13 protein-coding genes are annotated in these 17,726 nt (G+C 65.1%); 10 read left to right on the top strand and 3 right to left on the bottom strand.

Translation table 11 applies throughout. From position 1 onward, the window contains the following. Nucleotides 1–121: 121 nt before the first annotated feature. Entirely contained in the window at nucleotides 122–310 is a 189-nt protein-coding gene (locus IAG41_RS07055; protein WP_187727787.1) for a hypothetical protein, read from the bottom strand. A 550-nt stretch (nucleotides 311–860) separates the two neighbouring features. Between IAG41_RS07055 and IAG41_RS07050 the strand changes: the two genes are divergently transcribed. Next, nucleotides 861–1,778, top strand: a complete 918-nt coding sequence (locus IAG41_RS07050; RefSeq protein ID WP_187727786.1) for an NADP-dependent oxidoreductase — start codon at nucleotides 861–863, stop codon at nucleotides 1,776–1,778. A gap of 294 nt (nucleotides 1,779–2,072) precedes the next feature. Here the strand turns inward: IAG41_RS07050 and IAG41_RS07045 are convergent, their stop codons facing one another. Further along, nucleotides 2,073–3,500, bottom strand: coding sequence for a PLP-dependent aminotransferase family protein (locus tag IAG41_RS07045; RefSeq protein WP_222950491.1), 1,428 nt, complete (start codon nucleotides 3,498–3,500; stop codon nucleotides 2,073–2,075). Nucleotides 3,501–3,570: 70 nt separating this feature from the next. Between IAG41_RS07045 and IAG41_RS07040 the strand changes: the two genes are divergently transcribed. The 4 genes from IAG41_RS07040 to IAG41_RS07025 are packed head-to-tail and all read left to right on the top strand — an operon-like array spanning nucleotide 3,571 to nucleotide 5,801. After that, nucleotides 3,571–3,990 (top strand): cupin domain-containing protein, encoded by a 420-nt coding sequence (locus tag IAG41_RS07040; protein ID WP_187727785.1) that lies wholly within the window; start codon nucleotides 3,571–3,573, stop codon nucleotides 3,988–3,990. 19 nt (nucleotides 3,991–4,009) lie between these two features. Then, nucleotides 4,010–4,459, top strand: coding sequence for a carboxymuconolactone decarboxylase family protein (locus IAG41_RS07035; protein WP_187727784.1), 450 nt, complete (start codon nucleotides 4,010–4,012; stop codon nucleotides 4,457–4,459). Between the two features lie 38 nt (nucleotides 4,460–4,497). Then, nucleotides 4,498–5,154 carry an HD domain-containing protein gene (locus IAG41_RS07030; RefSeq protein WP_262408476.1) on the top strand — a complete coding sequence of 219 codons (657 nt, stop codon included), beginning with the start codon at nucleotides 4,498–4,500 and terminating at the stop codon, nucleotides 5,152–5,154. Next, on the top strand, nucleotides 5,151–5,801 hold the full coding sequence (locus IAG41_RS07025; protein WP_262408475.1) for an HD domain-containing protein: 651 nt from the start codon (nucleotides 5,151–5,153) through the stop codon (nucleotides 5,799–5,801). Before IAG41_RS07030 ends, IAG41_RS07025 begins: the two co-directional genes overlap by 4 nt. A 43-nt stretch (nucleotides 5,802–5,844) precedes the next feature. On the opposite strand, the gene IAG41_RS07020 is transcribed toward IAG41_RS07025, so the two are convergent. Then, nucleotides 5,845–6,567: a Crp/Fnr family transcriptional regulator gene (locus IAG41_RS07020; protein ID WP_187727783.1), complete on the bottom strand. Its 723-nt coding sequence runs from the start codon at nucleotides 6,565–6,567 to the stop codon at nucleotides 5,845–5,847. A gap of 183 nt (nucleotides 6,568–6,750) precedes the next feature. Between IAG41_RS07020 and IAG41_RS07015 the strand changes: the two genes are divergently transcribed. The 5 genes from IAG41_RS07015 to IAG41_RS06995 all read left to right on the top strand — a co-directional run bounded on the left by IAG41_RS07015 (nucleotide 6,751) and on the right by IAG41_RS06995 (nucleotide 17,674). Further along, complete coding sequence (locus IAG41_RS07015) at nucleotides 6,751–7,029, top strand: hypothetical protein (protein ID WP_187727782.1); 279 nt, start codon at nucleotides 6,751–6,753, stop codon at nucleotides 7,027–7,029. A gap of 124 nt (nucleotides 7,030–7,153) precedes the next feature. After that, nucleotides 7,154–7,876 (top strand): sensor histidine kinase, encoded by a 723-nt coding sequence (locus IAG41_RS07010; protein ID WP_187727781.1) that lies wholly within the window; start codon nucleotides 7,154–7,156, stop codon nucleotides 7,874–7,876. Between the two features lie 686 nt (nucleotides 7,877–8,562). Further along, nucleotides 8,563–11,433, top strand: coding sequence for a hypothetical protein (locus IAG41_RS07005; RefSeq protein ID WP_187727780.1), 2,871 nt, complete (start codon nucleotides 8,563–8,565; stop codon nucleotides 11,431–11,433). After that, nucleotides 11,430–14,882: a DUF6603 domain-containing protein gene (locus IAG41_RS07000; RefSeq protein WP_187727779.1), complete on the top strand. Its 3,453-nt coding sequence runs from the start codon at nucleotides 11,430–11,432 to the stop codon at nucleotides 14,880–14,882. The genes IAG41_RS07005 and IAG41_RS07000 overlap by 4 nt, the downstream gene beginning before the upstream one ends. After that, on the top strand, nucleotides 14,879–17,674 hold the full coding sequence (locus IAG41_RS06995; RefSeq protein WP_187727778.1) for a hypothetical protein: 2,796 nt from the start codon (nucleotides 14,879–14,881) through the stop codon (nucleotides 17,672–17,674). Before IAG41_RS07000 ends, IAG41_RS06995 begins: the two co-directional genes overlap by 4 nt. Nucleotides 17,675–17,726: the final 52 nt, after the last annotated feature.

Here is a 17,726-nt window from a genome sequence, read left to right as displayed (position 1 = left end):
GGCATACAACGCCTGCCGCCATAAAGTGCTTGCAAAGACCGCTATTAGACGACGGCAGGTTGCGGGCATCATCCATGCGGCCGCCAACGTCGGCTATTGGGGCGGTTGCCGCCGGTCGCCTCTACGCCACCACCGGGTCATCGTCCCCCAATCCCGAGCGGCCGTGACGCAGGGCTTGCTCGATTGCAGAGCCGATCTGCAGCCGAAGCCAGTCGGCACGATGCTCTTCCGGAGCCGCCAACCCCATGACCACGATCTTTTCGACCGTGTTCGTCGCCCACTCGTTGTAAGTCCAATGCTCGCCGCTCATGCGCGCAGCATGACCATTTCCCGAATGTCTGCAATCGGGAAGCGGCTTGGATGGCGGGAGCGTCCAGAAGTGGGTCGTTTGCGGACGGGCAGCTTTTACAGACGAACCTTCCATGGATCGTCCGGGTGGCGCTTCACACGGCGTGTCATTTCCGGTCACGTCCGCTACGCGCCCAATTTCGGTTGTACAGGCGGTGCCCGCGCATCCCGCCGATCCGCGAGCGTTCGTCAACTTGGCGCCCGCTGGGCCGCAAGATCCTGCCACGAGGGCAGGCATGCACCGGGCTGCAGCACTCCGCCTCGATTGCAATCGTCACCTACCTGCGGATCTGCACCGCCAGGGTACTTTCGTCCCGCGGTCGAGGCTGAAGTCCAGCGGCCTGGTGTGCTTTCGTGGTACACGATTTCTTCGCGTTCCTGGTCCTTCTCCATGATCCAGCGCGCGCTATTTTTCGGGCTGTGAGAGATAGAGTCCAAGAAGGTTCGGACGTGCCGCCGGCATGGCCGTGACACTTCCACCAAACAGACAAATGGCTGAGGAGATAATTCTCATGAAGGCGATTGTGGTAACGGACCAAGCCGCTGGAACGGCCGGGATGAAGCTGGCGGAGCGGCGCGAGCCGCAGCCATCAATAAACGACGTCGTCGTTCAGGTCTATGCGGCGGGTTTCGTCGGCACCGAACTGGGGTGGCCCTCGACCTGGACCGACCGCCTCGGTCGGGACCGGACGCCGTCAATCTCCGGCCACGAGCTGGCCGGAGTGGTCACCGCCCTCGGCTACGGCACAACGGGCCTGTCGGTGGGGCAGCGGGTGTTCGGCCTCACCGATTGGTATCGCGACGGATCTCTGGCGGAGTACATCGCTGTTGAAGCCCGAAACCTCGCGCCGCTGCCCGGCGACGTCGACTTCACCGTCGGCGCAAGCCTTCCGATCTCGGGTCTGACCGCGTGGCAGGGACTGATCGTGCACGGCCGTCTTCAGGCGGGGCAGCGCGTGATCGCGCACGGGGCCGCCGGCGCGGTCGGGTCGATGGTAACCCAACTCGCGCATGAGTTCGGCGCCTATGTGATCGGCACCGGACGCGCGGCTGACCGTCAGGCGGCGCTCGACTTCGGCGCGAACGCGTTCGTCGATCTTGACAATGAGCGCCTCGAAGACGTCGGCCAGGTCGATCTCGTGTTCGATCTCATCGGCGGGGATATCGGGAAGCGCTCCGCGCGCCTGGTTCGTGCCGGAGGGATACTAGTGTCCATCGTCGGACCGGCCGAGGAGCGGCCCACCGACGGCCTGGCGATCGACTTTGTTGTCGAGTCCGATCGCGCCCAACTGGGCGAGATCATCCAGCGGGTGCGGGACGGACGGCTGCGGACGAACATCGGTACTGTCGCACCTCTCGACGATGCCCTCGCCGCCTTCAACCCGACCGAACGACAACCGGGGAAGACGATCATCCGCGTTCGTCCGTGAGGTAACGGGAAGGCGAGCGGTTCTCCTTTCCCACATCGATTGTCGCCGCTTTAAGGCGGCCCGGTAGATCTCGGCCAATAAGTGCGATTCAGCGACCCAAGACGAATGGCCGCCAACTACCATTTCGGACGTTCGATGCCGATCCGGAGTATCGTCGAAGGCCGCCAAGTGTTCAGGTTTCGTCCGCGAAATTTCAGAACGAAACCGCCCACCGCTCGCATACGGTCCGAGAGAGGCTGTCGTGCAACCTTGGTAAATTTCGGCACCGGGTACCAGGCCCAGCCTTGAACCTGATCAACGGAACCGACGTATGACGTCAAACAATCGATCGCAGGATCGAGCAAGGTTACTCGTCGGAGCGGTCGCGACGCCCAGCAGAAGCCCCGCCTCTGCGCTGTCAGGCGACACATACCAGGACGACAGCGGCGAGGGAGACATTCCGAACGCAGAGAGTGCTCGTGCGACGGCCAGGTCCGAAGTCCCCCTTGGCAATTTCAGTAGCACGGCCAGGCCAGGTGCGGTGACGCGATCGGCGCCGACAGAGGCTTGAAGACATTCCAGCAACACCTGCCGCTTGGCGGCGTAGGCGCGCTTGGTGCGTCGGAGATGGCGCATATAATGGCCCTCGTGCATGAACTCGGCGGTTGCGAGCTGCACTGCGGGGCCGGGTGCCGGCGCGAGACACGCTGCCACCTCTGCGAACCGCGACATCAGCTCGACCGGCGCGACCAGAAAGCCGAGCCGAACGGCCGGACTGATCGTCTTGCTGAACGAGCCGATGTGAATGACGCGTCCGTCCCGGTCCAGGGACGCGAGCGCCGGCGCGGCCCTTCCTGACAGTTGCAGCTCGCTGAGATAGTCGTCCTCGATCACCCAGACCCGGTTCGCGGCCGCCCATTCGAGCAGACGAAGGCGCCGCTCGAGCGACAAGATGGCGCCGAGCGGCGCCTGCTGACCGGGGGTCACGACGACGAGTTTCGCGTCGGGATGGTGGCGCAGGCCATGCTCGATATCGATACCGTCGGCATCGACCGGAGTCGGCGCGAGCGACAAGCGGGCGAGCTCGAGTCCCTTCCTGGTCCAAGGGAAGCCTGGATTCTCGACCCAGGCGCTATGTCCGCCCAGGTCAAGAACGCCGAGCGTCAGGCCGAGCCCCGCAGCGAAACCCCCGGTGACGATGATTTGCGATGGCGAGCAGTTGATGCCGCGGGCGACGGCCAGATAGCCCGCGATCTCACGCCGCAACTCGAACTCGCCGCGAGGATCGGGATAGAGGGGAGGAGCGCTCGCTTCGGCGCGAACCGCCTGCGCGCGAATGCGCGCAAACAAGGTTGCCGGAAAGGTCTCGATTGCCGGCACTCCCATCTGGAAAAGCGCAGGTCCCTGCGTCATCTCCCGGTAGATTTCCATGAACGAGCCGGCATCCGGCGGTTGCTCGCTCTTCACGGCGTCGCGAGGACGTTGCGCGACGCGCGTGCCCGTCGCCCGCGAGGCCTCGATCAGCTGGGCTGCCGCCAACTTCTCATATGCGGTCCGCACGGTGCCGCGGGCGACGCCGAGTTGGGCGGCGAGATCCTGCCATGAGGGCAAGCGCGCACCGGGCTCCAGCACTCCGCTTTCAATGGCCGCGGTCACCCCCCTTCGGATCTGCTCCGCCAAGGCTATCTTTGCCGTGCGGTCGAGACTCAGGTTCAGCGGCGCGTTCACCGTGGCGTAGTACATGATTTCCGCGCGTTCTTGGTGCTTTTTTCTGGCCCATCAGGACTCATCTTGGTGCCGAAGGAGAAAGCCCATGAAGGTCCGCACCATCATTGCCGTCACCTGCGCCGCGCTTGCTTTCGCGGTTGCCGGACCGGCCCCTGCGCATGACGGCCAAACCGAAACGGTCACGCCCAAATTCGATCAAGCGATTCCCAACATCCCCGGCAAGTCGCTCATCGTCGTGGAAGTCGACTATGCGCCAGGTGCGGCTTCCCCACCGCACAGGCACGCGAAGTCCGCCTTCATCTACGCCTATGTGATCTCGGGTGAGATCGAGTCGAAGGTGAATGACGGCGAGACCCGCATCTACAAGGCCGGCGAGAGCTGGTCAGAACCGCCGAACGCGAGCCACCCGATCAGCCGCAACGCGAGCAAGACCAGGCCGGCGAAGCTGCTCGCGGTCTTCATCGTCGACTCCGACGACAAAACACTCACCACCCCCGTCAAATAAGATCGAAGGAACTGGAATCATGAGAATCGACTACAATCAGGTCGCTCCCAACGGCGCCAAGGCACTCGGCGGCGTCTATGGCTATGTCCTGCAGAGCGGTCTGCCCACCGAACTGGTCGACCTTGTCTATCTGCGGATCTCGCAGATCAACAACTGTGCCTATTGTCTCGATATGCACACCCGCGACCTCATCAAGCTGGGGGTGAAGATCGAGAAAATCGCGTTGGTGCAGGCCTGGGAGGAAGGCGGCAGCCTCTTCAGCGAGGCCGAACGCGCCGCGCTTGCCTGGGCCGAGAGCGTGACGCGCGTCGCCGACACCGGCGTGCCGGACAGCGCCTACAAAGCCGCGCGCGCCGTTTTCGACGAGAAGCAGCTTGTCGACCTCACGATCGCGATCAGCCTGATGAACAGCTATAATCGCATGGCCATCAGCTTCCGCAGCACGCCGCAGGCCGTCCGCGAAAATTGAGACGGCGCAGCACTGACTATCAGAAGATGTGATGGGATATGGACATGATCGCCAGCGAGATTTCCGGCGTGCGCATTCCCGACAGCCAATTGGCGCGCGAAGCCACGCAGTTCATTCGCGTTACCGAGAGCGACTTTCTGTTCGAGCACTCCACACGTGTCTATTTTTGGGGTGCCCTCGCTGGAAAGCGTCGGGAGCTGAATTTCGACCCGGAACTGCTCTACACCGCGGCCCTGTTCCATGATGTTGGCCTGACCGCCGGCTTTCGGGAAAGCCGACTGCGCTTCGAGGTGGACGGCGCGAACGCTGCCCGCGATTTCCTGCGAAGCCACCGCATTTCCGAAGCTGATATCGAGCGAGTCTGGCTGGCGATCGCGCTGCACACGACGCCGGGAATTTCCGCGCATCTCCACCCTATCGCCGCCCTCACCGCCGAAGGGGTGATGATGGACCTGGTGGGCTTTGGCTACGATGCGTTCACCGACGCGCAGCGGAACGCCGTCGAGACCGCTTATCCGCGGCCATCAGGATTTGCGGAGGACCTTATGCAAGCCCTGTACGACGGCCTGAAGCATCGGCCCGAGACCACGCAGGGCACCGGCCTCGCGGATATCGTCGCCGACAAGGACCCGCATTTCCATCGCCGCGATTTTTGCAGCCTAATGCGAAATTTGCGGTGGGCAGCCGGAAAATGACCACCATGACCCTTCCGCAAATATCGGGAGTGCATATCCCCGACAGTAAGATCGCGCGCGAAGTCACCGAACTCATTCGCGACGCCGAGAGCGATCTGCTTTTTCATCACTCGGTCCGGGTCTATTTCTGGGCCGCCTTGGCCGGGATCCGGATGGGGCTGCGCTTCGACCCGGAGCTGCTCTACACGGCCGCCATGTTCCACGACATCGGCCTCACCGCGCGCTATGAAAGCAGCCAGTTGCGCTTCGAAGTAGATGGCGCGAATGCCGCGCGTGATTTTCTCCGGAGCCAAGGCATTGCCGAAAGCGACATCGAGACGGTCTGGAACGCAGTCGCTCTTCACACGACGCCCGGCGTACCGGAATTTATGCGTCCGGAGATCGCGCTGGTACAGGCGGGGGCGGGAATGGATGTGGCCGGCCGCGGCTATGACCAATTCACAGAGGCGCAGCGCGAAGCGGTTATCGCGGCTTTTCCCCGAGAAGCTGGCTTCAAACACGGAATCATAGATGCCTTCTATCAGGGCATGAAGCACCGGCCCGACAGCACCTTCGGGACCTTCAACGACGACGTTCTGGCGTACAAGGATCCGCTCTTCAGGCGGGTCGATATATGCGGAGTCGTCCTTGCTTCGCGCTGGGGTTAAACTCGCGGCTTTTCGCGGGGCCGAGGCATTGCTCCTGGACAGCTTAGGCTGCATTCCTAATGCGGCGGTGCAGATAATTATCGTCGAAGCCGGCGATGCGCGCGAGCTTGCCGGGATCGGAGATAACCAGCTTCCCCCTTCCGATTTCCATGATTCCCTCGAGCCGCAATTTGCGCAGAACCCGGTTGACGTGCACCGGCGTCAGTCCCAGCGCGTCGGCGAGCACGATCTGAGTCAGTGGAAATTCGACCAGCGTGCCATGTTCGAGCCCGATGTTGCGCGCCCGCACATAGATTTCGCACATGAGATGCGCGACACGCTCGACACTGCCTCGGCGCCCCATGCTGACGATCCAGGCCCTGAGCGTTCCCTCATCGACAAGTTGCGACCACCAGAAGGCATGGGTGATCGCCGGGTTTGTCTCGATCAGCCTTTCCATCTGCCCGCGTGGGACGGCGGCCACGCGCGCTGGCGTGAGGGTCGCGATGCTGTGATCCATTTCGTCGAGTACCGCGACGTGCATGTCGCAAAAGTCGCCGGGCATCATGAACGCCATAATCTGTCGGCCGCCTTCCGGCAGCAATTTGTAGCGGCACGCCCAGCCTTCCAGCATGACGAATACCGGGCCCGGCTTGTCGCCCTCGCGGATGAGATCATAGCGCGCGGGCACGCGACGTGCGCCTCCGCATGCGCCCGCGAGCAGCGCACGGTCCGCCGCAGTTAGGGGCGCGTAACCACTCAGCTTTTCGACAAAGGCGTTGGACATGGGCCCTCGTTTGTTACTTACGTTATTGATCCATGACTTAACTATAATCAATAATTTGCATTGAGCAGGGTTGTGGCGTTCGGCGTCGAACCGGTCTAAGCAAGCGCATCGTCGGCACGCGAAATCAGGCGCCAGCGGCAGAGAGACGCTTCGTACTCCCGCCTGACATCACAGGCGATTTCAATGTCTTCCATTGCCACCGGCGACGGAGTCCAACCGGTCCCGCTCATTCTCGAACCCGATGCGCACGGGCAGGCCGCCTTGCTGCTGGCCGAGAGCATCCTTCACGCACTTGTCGAGAATTCCGTGCTTTCGGTGGCCGAGGCGATCGCGGTAGTTGAGACCGCGGCCGAAGTGAAAGTCGAAGTCGCGACGCTTGCCGGCGAATCCAAAGACCGGATGCAGGCATCGCTCGACCTTCTCACTCGGATTGGGCAAAGTTTCGAGACTGACGGCGAGTGACCTGCGTGGAAGCACTTGATCTATTACAAATTTATTTAAGCTCAATTGTGAATCATTGATTATAATCAACTAGACGCGCCGCAATCCCGGGTAGCAAGAGCCTGAACTACGCTGGGGCTGAACAGTGGAGCACAAACCTCACAAATCGATCGATCCTGGGCACGGCCTGGCACCTGATCCCGAATCCTTGATGCACCTGTTCAGTCCGCCATTTCCGCCCGTCCGCATCGATCCCGAACTCTCCTTGCCGCATCGGCGTGTGTTATGGTCCGAGGATTCAGCGCATCGGGCGAAAAACTTCGCACAACTTGCCGCCGCGCTCGTGTATTTTCGGCCACGAACCCTCGATCCGATCTGCCTCGAAGTAATGGCGACGAACGCCTGCATTGTGGCGGCGGCCTATGCAGAACTCGCCGAAGATCAGGAACGCGGAACGACAGTGCCGTGCGCGGATCTGCTAACGCGTATCGTGGAAGGGCTGGTCGCGCTTTTCGAGGACAGTGCGCGTGTGATTCGACTGCGTTGTTCGATCGCGGAGTTGCGGCTCACTTCCGAGCACCGGCGCGCGCTTGTGCTGATCGCCAGCGAGCTGGTCCTCAACGCGCTCAAATATGCCTTCCCCGAGACAGGCGGAAGCATCGAAGTGTCGCTGAGCGTGGACGTATCGCACGCCAGGCTCGCGGTCGAAGATGACGGTGTTGGTCTGGGAGCCGCAGCGAAACCTGGCGACGGCAGTCGGATCCTCGACGAGTTGGCGGTACTTCTCGGCGCGCCGATTGAACGCGCGGGAGTGTCCGGCGGCGGATTGCTCGCTTCAGTTCAGATCCCGCGCGAACCTTTGGATTGATCGTTGCCGGATTTTCAGGGCGATTCAACTGGACCTCTATTAGCTGCGACACCCGGTCCTCAACGGGGGAGAAGATCGATGAAGCGTTTAGCGACAGCCGCGATGGTGGCGCGCATGTTCCTGACGGGCGGTGCGGCGCAAGCGCAGAGCACGGTCGCGGTGCGCGGGCATGTCAATAAGACAGCACCTATGTCGCGCCGCTTGTCCGGACGGCGACGAACGAGACGAAAGCTTCTCCGTCATGCGTGGAACGAGTCGAACAGCGCCCGAGCTAGGCCGCGGCATAGCGACGCCGTTGGGTCCGACCGCATTTTTCCGGTTTTCTTCCGGAAAACAGCCGGTCCGCTGCCGGCCCAAAGCGGTCGTCCACGCGCGATGGCTGCTTTCAACCAAGACGTCCCGGCGCCGTGCGCGGATCCCGTAAGCCATCGTTCTGGCCGGTGGGCTCGAAACGACGATAATGAAGCTAAGTCCGGAGGGAGCGCGGCAACGTTCAAGAGATTTCATTCACCTCGACCCAATTATACTACAAAGGAAGTAGACAACGATCGATTCGACGACTCAGAGTGACTATAAATAGTCGCAATGGAGACGAGTCGTTCTTATAGAGCGACGAGTTTCGGGGTGACAGCACTTATGCCTGACCGTAGAATGGCGTCGGCTGTTTTGGGCGTGTGGGGTGGGTCATGGATCTGCCACTGGTTCTTGCTGGACCGATTCTTCGCCGGGTCGACCCGGGGCTGGTCGCCGTGTGGATGGCTTTCAGCGAGCCGGCCGATCTCGAGCTGCGGGTGTGGGAAGGGCGGGTAGCGCACGACACCACGAACCCGGTCTTCGTAAGCAGCAATGATGCGCCGGATCCGTCGGCCGCCCCGCCCCGGCCCGGTGCCGAGGCCGTCCGGATGGGGGAACATCTCCATCTCGCAATGGTCACGGCGCGGATCCCGCCAGCCTCGGGCAAGAGCTTCCTTCCCGACCGGCTTTACTCCTACGACGTGCTGATCACCGCCGAGGGCGAAACGCGCGGGCTGGGCGAATTGGGCATGCTCGAGACCCACCTGGTGAGCGGCGTCGAGGTGCCGCCGCTGGGATATGCCGACCGGATGTTGCCCAGCTTCGCGTTGCCGCCGTCCGAGTTAGATCATCTCCGCATCGCCTACGGGTCGTGCCGGCGCCCCTCCTACGACGACGGTGACGCGCTTGCGTGGATGGACGAGCTGCTGGAGTCGAGTGTCGGCGATCCGCGCTCGCGCCCCCACCAGCTCTTCCTAGGCGGCGATCAGATCTACGCCGACGACGTTGCCACGCTGATGATGTGGCGCGTCGCCGAGCTGGGCGTCGAACTGATCGGCCGTGACGACGCGACCGACTTGCCAATCGAGCGGGTGAAAGTCGGTCAGGTGCAAACATTGCGGGTGCCGACACAGCCGCCCGACCCCGACAAACCCAACGGATCCTATCGTGCGGAGTTGGAAGACGAGACCACCGAGGCAGGCGATCTCCCGGCCGGGGGCACAAACTTCATGGTCGGTCGCCGGCTAGAGCTAACCCAGCGCAGCGCCCAGTTCACCAGTAGCGACGGGGACAACCACCTGATCTCGTTCGGCGAGTTCGCCGCGCTTTACCTGATGGTGTGGAGCCCGGCATGCTGGGGCGAGGTGGTTCCCAACGCCCGCGTGGCGACCGAAAACGACGATCCCTCTACCCGACCACAATTGCGCTGGCTCGATACTCTCTCCGAAGCGCAGCGGATCATCTACGAGCTGGAGTTCGCTTACCCGGACCGCATTCCCGAGCACCTTTCTCTTCCACCGCTTCCGAAGAAGCCCGAGGAGATGACCGACGAGGAGAAGAAAGCGGAAGCCAAAAAGCAGCGCGGCCGGCGCCATAGCCACGCGGTTCATCGCGATTTCCTGCTGGGACTCGGCCGGGTTCAGCGGGTGCTCGCGAACGTGCCGACCTACATGATCTTGGACGATCACGATCTGACCGACGATTTCTTTATCAGCCCGCTCTGGCGCCGTCGTGTGCTGGGCTCGGTGCTCGGCCAGGTCATTCTGACCAACGGAATGCTCGCTTACGCGCTGTTCCAGGACTGGGGCAACGACCCGCGGCGCTACGACCAGGCGACCGACGCCGCCCACCCCGATCTCGGCGGCCAGCTTCCCGGCGACCTGCTGGTCCGGGCGCCGAGCTACTTCGCCGCCGGCCAGAAGGTCGGGCCCGACCCCGGAACCTTCACCAGTCTGGCCCGGATGTTCGGCCACCAGCTCGACAACACGCCCGACCCCGACGGTCGTTTCCCCGCTGTCCGGCCGGCCCTGACATGGCACTTCAGCATCGACGGGCCGAAGCATCAGGTCGTCGCGTTCGACAATCGCACCCGTCGCTCGTACGCGTCCGAGGTGGGGCCGCCCGGTAACGTGTCGCCCGAGGCGCTGGTGGACCAGTTGCCGCCACCGCCGCTGGCGGCCGGCCGCGAAGTCCTGATCGTCGTCGCTCCGCTTCAGGTGATCGGTCCCGGCGTGCTCGACGAGATCGTGTCACCCGCAATCTATCGCATCTTCGACATGGCCAAAGCCGGCAAGCTCGCCAATGACCAGGTGAGCGGCTCACGCCGGATGCCCGGGACCAACCCCGATGCGCTGGAGACCTGGGCGCTCGAGCCGCTGGCCTTCGAACATCTCCTCAAGCGTCTGGCCGAATTCCAGCGTGTGGTCTTGCTGTCCGGCGACGTGCATAATTCGACGGGCAACGTGATGCGTTATTGGCGTGGTGCCGACGCCCGGCCCGCGTGCCTCGCCCAGTTCACCTCAAGCGGCTTCAAGAACGTGATGCCCGTTTATCTGCGAGCGCTCGATAGCAGTGCGATGCTGCTGCAGGAGCTGTTGCGGGCACGGCTCGGGGTCGAACGCTTCGGCTGGGATCGCCCCGCCGAAGATCTCGTTCTGTTGCCCGAGGGGCGGAGTGTGGACGATCTCGTCGCGGTCACGCGTTCAAAACTTCAGCGCAGCCCCGTCTTGCTGCCCGCCCATGGCTGGCTCGACGACAACGAGCCTGGCAGCGCCGAACGGCCCGAACTGACGACCCGGCTCAATCCGGCCAAACCGCCGGACTGGCGCTGGCAGGTGGAGCCGCTGCTCGACGACCGGCCCGATTCCGACCGGCCGACACCGATACGCGCGCGGCAAATCGACGACGCCGCGGTCGAGGCTCAATTGGGGGGCGATCCCGATCAGGTGTTCGCGGCGCTCCAGGCGATCGCGGCCCGCCACCAGTCGGCGCTCGACCGGATGCGCAACGCCCGCCAGATGATGTTCCGCTCGAACTTCGGCATTTGCCGGTTCACCACCGAACCGGACGGCGCGGTCGATGGCATCAATGCCATCAGTGCCATCCACGAGGTCTACACGCGGGCGGACGACCCCGAGTCCAGATTGCCGGTGCTGGCTCCCTACATGGTCCAGACCGCACCGCTCGGCCCGGTTGACGATCCGCCGCCCGAGCGGCTGCGGGTGGCGGCCATCGAACCGCTGCCGGTCCCGCCGCCGCAATGAGCGCGCGCTCGATCCTTCAGCGGTTTGCCGGGCTGGTCGCGGATTTTGCCGCTGACGCAGCTGATCTAGGCATTCCCGAAGTCCGGGAAGCGGTGCTGGCCGACCTGGGAGGCAAGCCGGGCACAAGCGGGACGGTGGAGCTGCCGCCCGCGGCGCTCAGCGCGGTGCTGCATTATCGCGATGCGGTGGACCCGGATGCGCAGGCCGAGGCCGAAGCCATCGGCAACATTGCGATCCTGCTAGGCGCCATCATCGACCAGATCGAGGCATGGGATGCCGACTGGCCAAGCCGCGGTGACGCTTTCGTCCACGCCTTGTTCGACCTGCTGGCGAGCAATTACGCCCGGCGGGAGTGGCCGAAATGGTTCCTCATTCTTCAGGCGATCGCCTCGGCCGTCGAATTGACCGAGACCCACGGCGTAGGAGAGCGCGGCCATACCCGCTTTCTCAACGCCTTCGCGACCATCTTCGCGTTCATCTGGAACCCGGGCCGGACGCTCGACGACCTCGACGACACGGTGCCGGGTGCCAGCGGCAGCACGCTCGAGACCGCACGCGACAAATCCTTTCTCGTGGTGGACGGGGCAATCCGGGGATTGGTCGCCGCGCTCGCGGTGATCGACCAGGTCAAGGACGAGTTTGACGACAATATCCTCGGCGATGTCATCGTGGGCTGGGATTCGAGCGCGCTCGATGTGGATTCCCGGGTGCGTCCGACCGCTGCCGATGTCGTCTCGGGCAGGATGGTTTCGGCGGTGATCCGCAGGGGCGATACCGATGACGAGGAACAGCTGCGCGTCAGCTGGCTGTATCTGCCTCGCCGCCTCGGCGTTCCGGCCCGCCCGCACCAGTTGTTCATGGCGCTCGGGGGAGAGTTGACCATCGACCAGGTCATCAACCCGGATCGCGCCGAGGGCGAGCCGGCATGGCATTTCCGCGCCGATATCCGCAGCGATGCCGCGGCATCCTGGCTGATCTCGGGCACGGACTCGAAATTCAGCCCGACGGCGGAAACCTCACAGGTCTCGGTCGGCTGGTCTGCCATCCCCAACGAAGCGGGCATATCCTACACGATCCATTCCTGGCCCCGCAGCCTCGGCATCCGCCTCGAGCTGGGGCCGCTCGCTGCCGTCCTGACCCTGTCCGGGGCGGGCGCGCGCGTGCTGTTCCGCGCCGATCGTGCGGCGCTCGTCATCGATGGCGAAAGCGGGGACTCGTTCGTCCGCAAGCTGCTGGGTGGACGGCCGATCCGTTATCCGTTCGGGTTCGCGCTCGGCTATGATTCCCAACTCGGCTTCATCCACGAAGTGCACAAGGCGGCGAGCACCGACGCGGTGGGTGCCGAGCCGCCATTTGATTCGTCCGGGCCGGCGGGGCCGTCCGACCTCGACATGACCCTGCCGCTTGGCGGTGGCGGAGTGCTGGGCATCAACGTCCACGAAATCGTGCTGCGGCTGGCGTACCGCGAGGCGACGGCCCCGGAGACCGGCAAGGCTATTGCCGCCGGCGTGTTGATCTCGTTCAGCACCACGCTCGGGCCGGTCTATCTGCGCGTCGACCGGCTCGGACTGGCCGCAACCGCCGACACGATAACCCCGGCGTCCGAACGTAACCTGCGCCTCGTCCAGGCCGGGTTCGACGCGGCTCCGCCGCTCGGGATCGCGATCCAGCTCGATACCGGGCCGATCAGCGGCGGCGGCACGATCCAGCACGATCCCGCGACCGGGGATTATGTCGGTGCGTTGGTCCTGCGCCTTGGCAAGCGGATCACGCTGAGCTGCGTGGGGCTGGCCTCGACCAAGGACCGGAATGGCAACGCCGAGTCCTCGCTGATTCTGATCGGCACGGTCGAGCATCTCGACCTGCAAGCCGGCTTCGTGACGTTCGACGGCTTTGGCGTGATCTACGCGGCCGATCGGCGCATCGACGAGACGGCCATCCGTACGGCACTGCCGACCGGCCAGCTCCGCCACGTGTTGTTCCCCGCCGATCCGGTCAAGCATTTGCCCGAGCTGGTGAGCGCGCTCCGCACCTTCTTCCCCGTGCAGGCCGGCGTCCACAGCTATGGTATCCTGGTGAAGCTGTTCTTCGGCGCGGGACGTCCCCTGATCCGCGCCGACCTCGCCTTGATGCTCGAGCGCGACTCGGTCGCCGACAAATCGCGGCTGGTCGTGCTGGGACGAATTTCATCGGCGCTGCCTCAGGACAAGGACGCGATCCTGCGCCTCAACCTCGATGCGATCGGGGTGTTCGACCTCGATTCGGGCGAAATGGCGGTCGACGCCGTGCTGTATGAATCAAAGCTCTGCGGACGTTTCGTCCTGACCGGTGCCGCGGCCTTCCGCCGGACTCCGGGCGAGGGGTTCGCGCTTGCGGTCGGCGGCTTCAACCCGCGGTTCCAGCCTCCGAGCGGGTTTCCGGTGCTGCCCCGGATTACGATCGCGCTGACCGCGGGCGACAATCCGAAGCTGATCGTCGAGGCGTATTTTGCGCTCACCTCGAACACCGTCCAGTTCGGTGCCCGGGCCTCGCTCTACGCGTCCGCCTACGGCTTCAGCATCGAGGGCTATGTCGGGTTCGATGTGCTGATCCAGCTATGGCCGCCGCATTTCATCGCCGAATTCCGAGCGGGCGTTCAACTCAAGCGCGGCAGCCACAATTTGTTCAAGATCGATGTACGCGGCATGCTCGAGGGGCCGGTTCCGCTGCAGTTGGCCGGCAAGGCGACGTTCGGCATCCTGTGGTGGGACTATACCATCGGCTTCGACCGCACGCTGATCGGCGGCTCCCAAAGCGTCGCGACCGAGACGCTCGACGTGATCGCCGAACTCGTGGCCCGGCTGTCCAGTCCAACCAGCTGGCGGGCCGAGCCATTGCCGATTGCAGCCGGGATCGTCAGTGTGCGGAGCGGCGGCAGCGGTGCCAATCCGCTCCTGCTGCATCCACTGGGCCGGCTGGAAGTGCGGCAGGGGGTCGTGCCGTTCAACCTCGACCGCGACATCGACCGGGTCGGTGCGTTCATCCCGGCAGGTGACACGCGCCGCTTCGCCATCACCTCCGCGGCCGTGGGCGGGTCGGGGGCCGACACCGCGCCCGTCTTCGACGATTTTCCCGACGGCCAGTTCTTCGACCTTTCCGATGCCGAGCGCCTCGCGGCGCCGGACTTCGTGCGGCGCGAGGCCGGGGTGGTGTTCGGTCTCGACCAGTACCGCACCGATACGGCCGCTTCGGTGTCGTCGCCGGTCGCCTATACTGAGATCACCGTCGGCGACGACGGAGTGCCGGTCGTCGCGCCGACGCCCCAGCCGCCTCCGGTCCATATATTCGACATGGGCTTGCGGATCGGCGCGGCCGCGCGCGCTGCGACCCGAACCGGCCGCGCGGACCGGTACACGGAGAACGTCCTGGCCGACGCCCCGCGCATCGATGCACTGAGGAGGCGGGCATGAGCGATCCCGCATTGGTATTCCTGCCCTGGATCGCCCGCGGCGGGACGATCGACCTTCCTCCCGACCGGCGCGATATGCATCCTGCCAGCCGGATCTCGGCGACTGCCGAGGTGATAATCAACCGGACCGCGCCGGCCCGGATTGGGGTGCAATTAATGGGTCCGGGCGACGTTACCGCGCTGCTTCCGCAGCAGGTGATCCGCACCGAGCCGGCGCCGGCCACGCGCACCTTCGAGTCGAACTATCTCGCCGCGATCGAATTCGATGAGCCGGCGCTGCCCTGGCTGCTTACCCCGGCTTCGGCGAAGGCGGCGCAACTGCGGCCCTGGCTGTGCCTCGTGGTCGTGAAAGTCGGCGCCGGCATCCGGCTCGACGTTTCCGCGACGGGAACGCTGCCGGTGCTGCGCATCGGGCCGCCGGCTTTGCCCGAGCAGGAATTGCCCGATCTGGCGGACTCCTGGGCCTGGGCGCACGGCCAGGTCGCGCCCCAGACGCCGGGCGACGCGGCCATCACCGCGGCATTGGGCGGCGATCCGGCCCGCAACCTGTCGCGGCTCATCTGCGGCCGGCTCCTTGCCGAGCAGACCGAGTATCTGGCCTGCGTAGTGCCGACGTTCGAAGCCGGTCGGCGATCCGGGCTCGGGCTCGATCCCGAGGGCGCGGAGGGGCCGGCATGGACGCTGGCACCTGGCATGAAGCCGGTCGAGCTGCCGGTCTATTATCACTGGCGCTTCGCGACCGGGCCGACCGGCGATTTTCAGTCGCTGGCGCTGGCGATCCGCGGCCGCGTGTCGGAAGAAGGGTTGGGCTCGCGCCCGATCGACTTGTCGAACGCGGGGCTAGGCCTGACCGGAGCCGCTGATGCCCGGGTGCTGCTCGGTGGTGCGCTGCGTCCGCTCGACACCCCGCCAGCGGTATGGAGCGATCCGGCACTCTCAATGCGCTTCGCGACTGCTCTCACCGACATTCTCAACGCGCCCGATCACGTCCCCGCAGCGACCCCGCTGCTGGCGCCGCCGCGTTATGGCACCGCGTATCGGCCGGTGGCCGCGCTCGGGCCGGTCGGCTCCACCGGCTGGTACGAAGAGCTCAACACGAACCCCGCCAATCGCATCGCTGCCGCGCTCGGCGTGCAGGTCGTTCAGCGCGACCAGGAAGTGCTCGTCGCCTCGGCCTGGGACCAGGCGGCGGACATGCGTGCCGCGACCGCGCTCGGGCGCCTGGCCGATGTCGGAGTCGCGGTGGCCGAGCGCATCTACGCGCGGCACCTCGCGCCGCTGGCGCCGGAAACGGGTGTGTTCGTGGTTGCGCCACTGCTCCGTCGCCTGCGGCCCGGCGCATCGTCGGGCGGAACTGCTATCGCCGGTCTGTTCGCCGGCGGCGACCTGACGGTCCATGCCTTCAGCGCCACCATTCGCCGGGCGACAAGGGTACGCGGAGCGGCCGTGCGCCGCGCGGTGCAAGGCTCGGGTGCTCCGCCAATCCTCAAAGTCGCCACGCGCATGGCTGAAATCGCCGGCCCGCGTCGGGCGCGCGTCGACGTCGGCCCGCTGGCCACCTTCGAAATGCTCGGCTCCGCAACGCCATCGGTGCTTGCGACCGCCTGGGCGCTGATCCAGCCCGACGCATTTGCAGACGTTCCGCAGCGACCCGGCTTCGCAGTCCGCTCGCCAAGCTTCCCGGCCAGTCATCCTCAGCCCGGCATATTCACCCCGCTTCACGTCACGCGCGCCGCTACGTTCGGGGCAGCACTCGCCCGCGCCCGACCGCAGCCATTGGCGAAACGTCGTCGCCCGGGCTTTCCCGACGATTTCGATCCGCCTGACCCCGTCGATCCCCTGGACCCGCCCGTGCACCCGCATCCGCCGGTGCGCCGGGACAGCGCCCAGGCGGCAGCCTTCAGGGCGCTTGCTCCCGTCCACCTGACGAAGTTTCTCGCGCCGGCAAGTCCGGGCGGGCCGGGCGGAACATCGCTCGACCTCGGCACCGTGTTCACCCAGGTCATCGCGATGGCAGCGCCGCGTTCGACGTTCGCCGCCGCGCTGGGCGAAATGCTGACCAACCCGGCGCCGACGAGCGACCCCGCCAATCCGCCACCCGCGGCGGCAATCCCCACGGATTTGAGCCCGCGCTTCGCCGCGCCGATGGCGAACGCGCTGGCGGAGCTAGGCCAGGAATGGTTCCTGCCCGGACTGGAAGGGGTGCCCGCCAACACCGCGCTGGCCCTGGTGACGAATTCTACTTTCGTGCAGGCCTTCATGATCGGGCTCAATCACGAATTCGGCCGCGAGCTGCTGTGGCGCGAATTCCCGGCCCCGCTGAACGCAACCTTCTTCCAGCGCTTCTGGGACAACGCTGTCGATCCGACCATGCCGCCCGACCTCGAACCGCTCGCCGCCCGCGGCGAACGCGCGCTCGACGAGGACGCGACGCCGGGCGATCAATTTGTGCTGCTGGTGCGGTCCGAACTGCTTCGCCGCTTCCCCGACGCCATGGTTTCCGCCGTGCGCGGCAGCGAATCGCGCCTGCCCGTGTTCACCGGGGCCATGGTGCCCGACGTGCGCTATTTCGGCTTCGCCATTCCCGAGGGCGAGGCTACGCAATGGTCGGTGGTGATCGCCGAACAGCCCAGCGCACCGCGCTTCGGCTTCGAAGTCGGTGAAGCGCCTCCGGGTGTTAGTCACGCGCCCGCGCCCGATCCGACGTCGGCGGCGCTGGCGCTGCGGCTGCGCCAACTCCCGGCCCGGATCACGATCCCCGTGCCCGTGCTGCTCCGGAAGCCGGCGCCATGACCGAGGCGCCGATCGATCTTGGCCCGCTGATCGCGGGCGGCGGTGCGGACAA

Source organism: Sphingomonas sp. JC676, from assembly GCF_014489075.1.
Lineage (GTDB): Bacteria > Pseudomonadota > Alphaproteobacteria > Sphingomonadales > Sphingomonadaceae > Sphingomonas.
The sequence above is the reverse complement of the archived record's forward strand: the minus strand, read 5'-3'. Positions and strand labels throughout refer to the sequence as shown.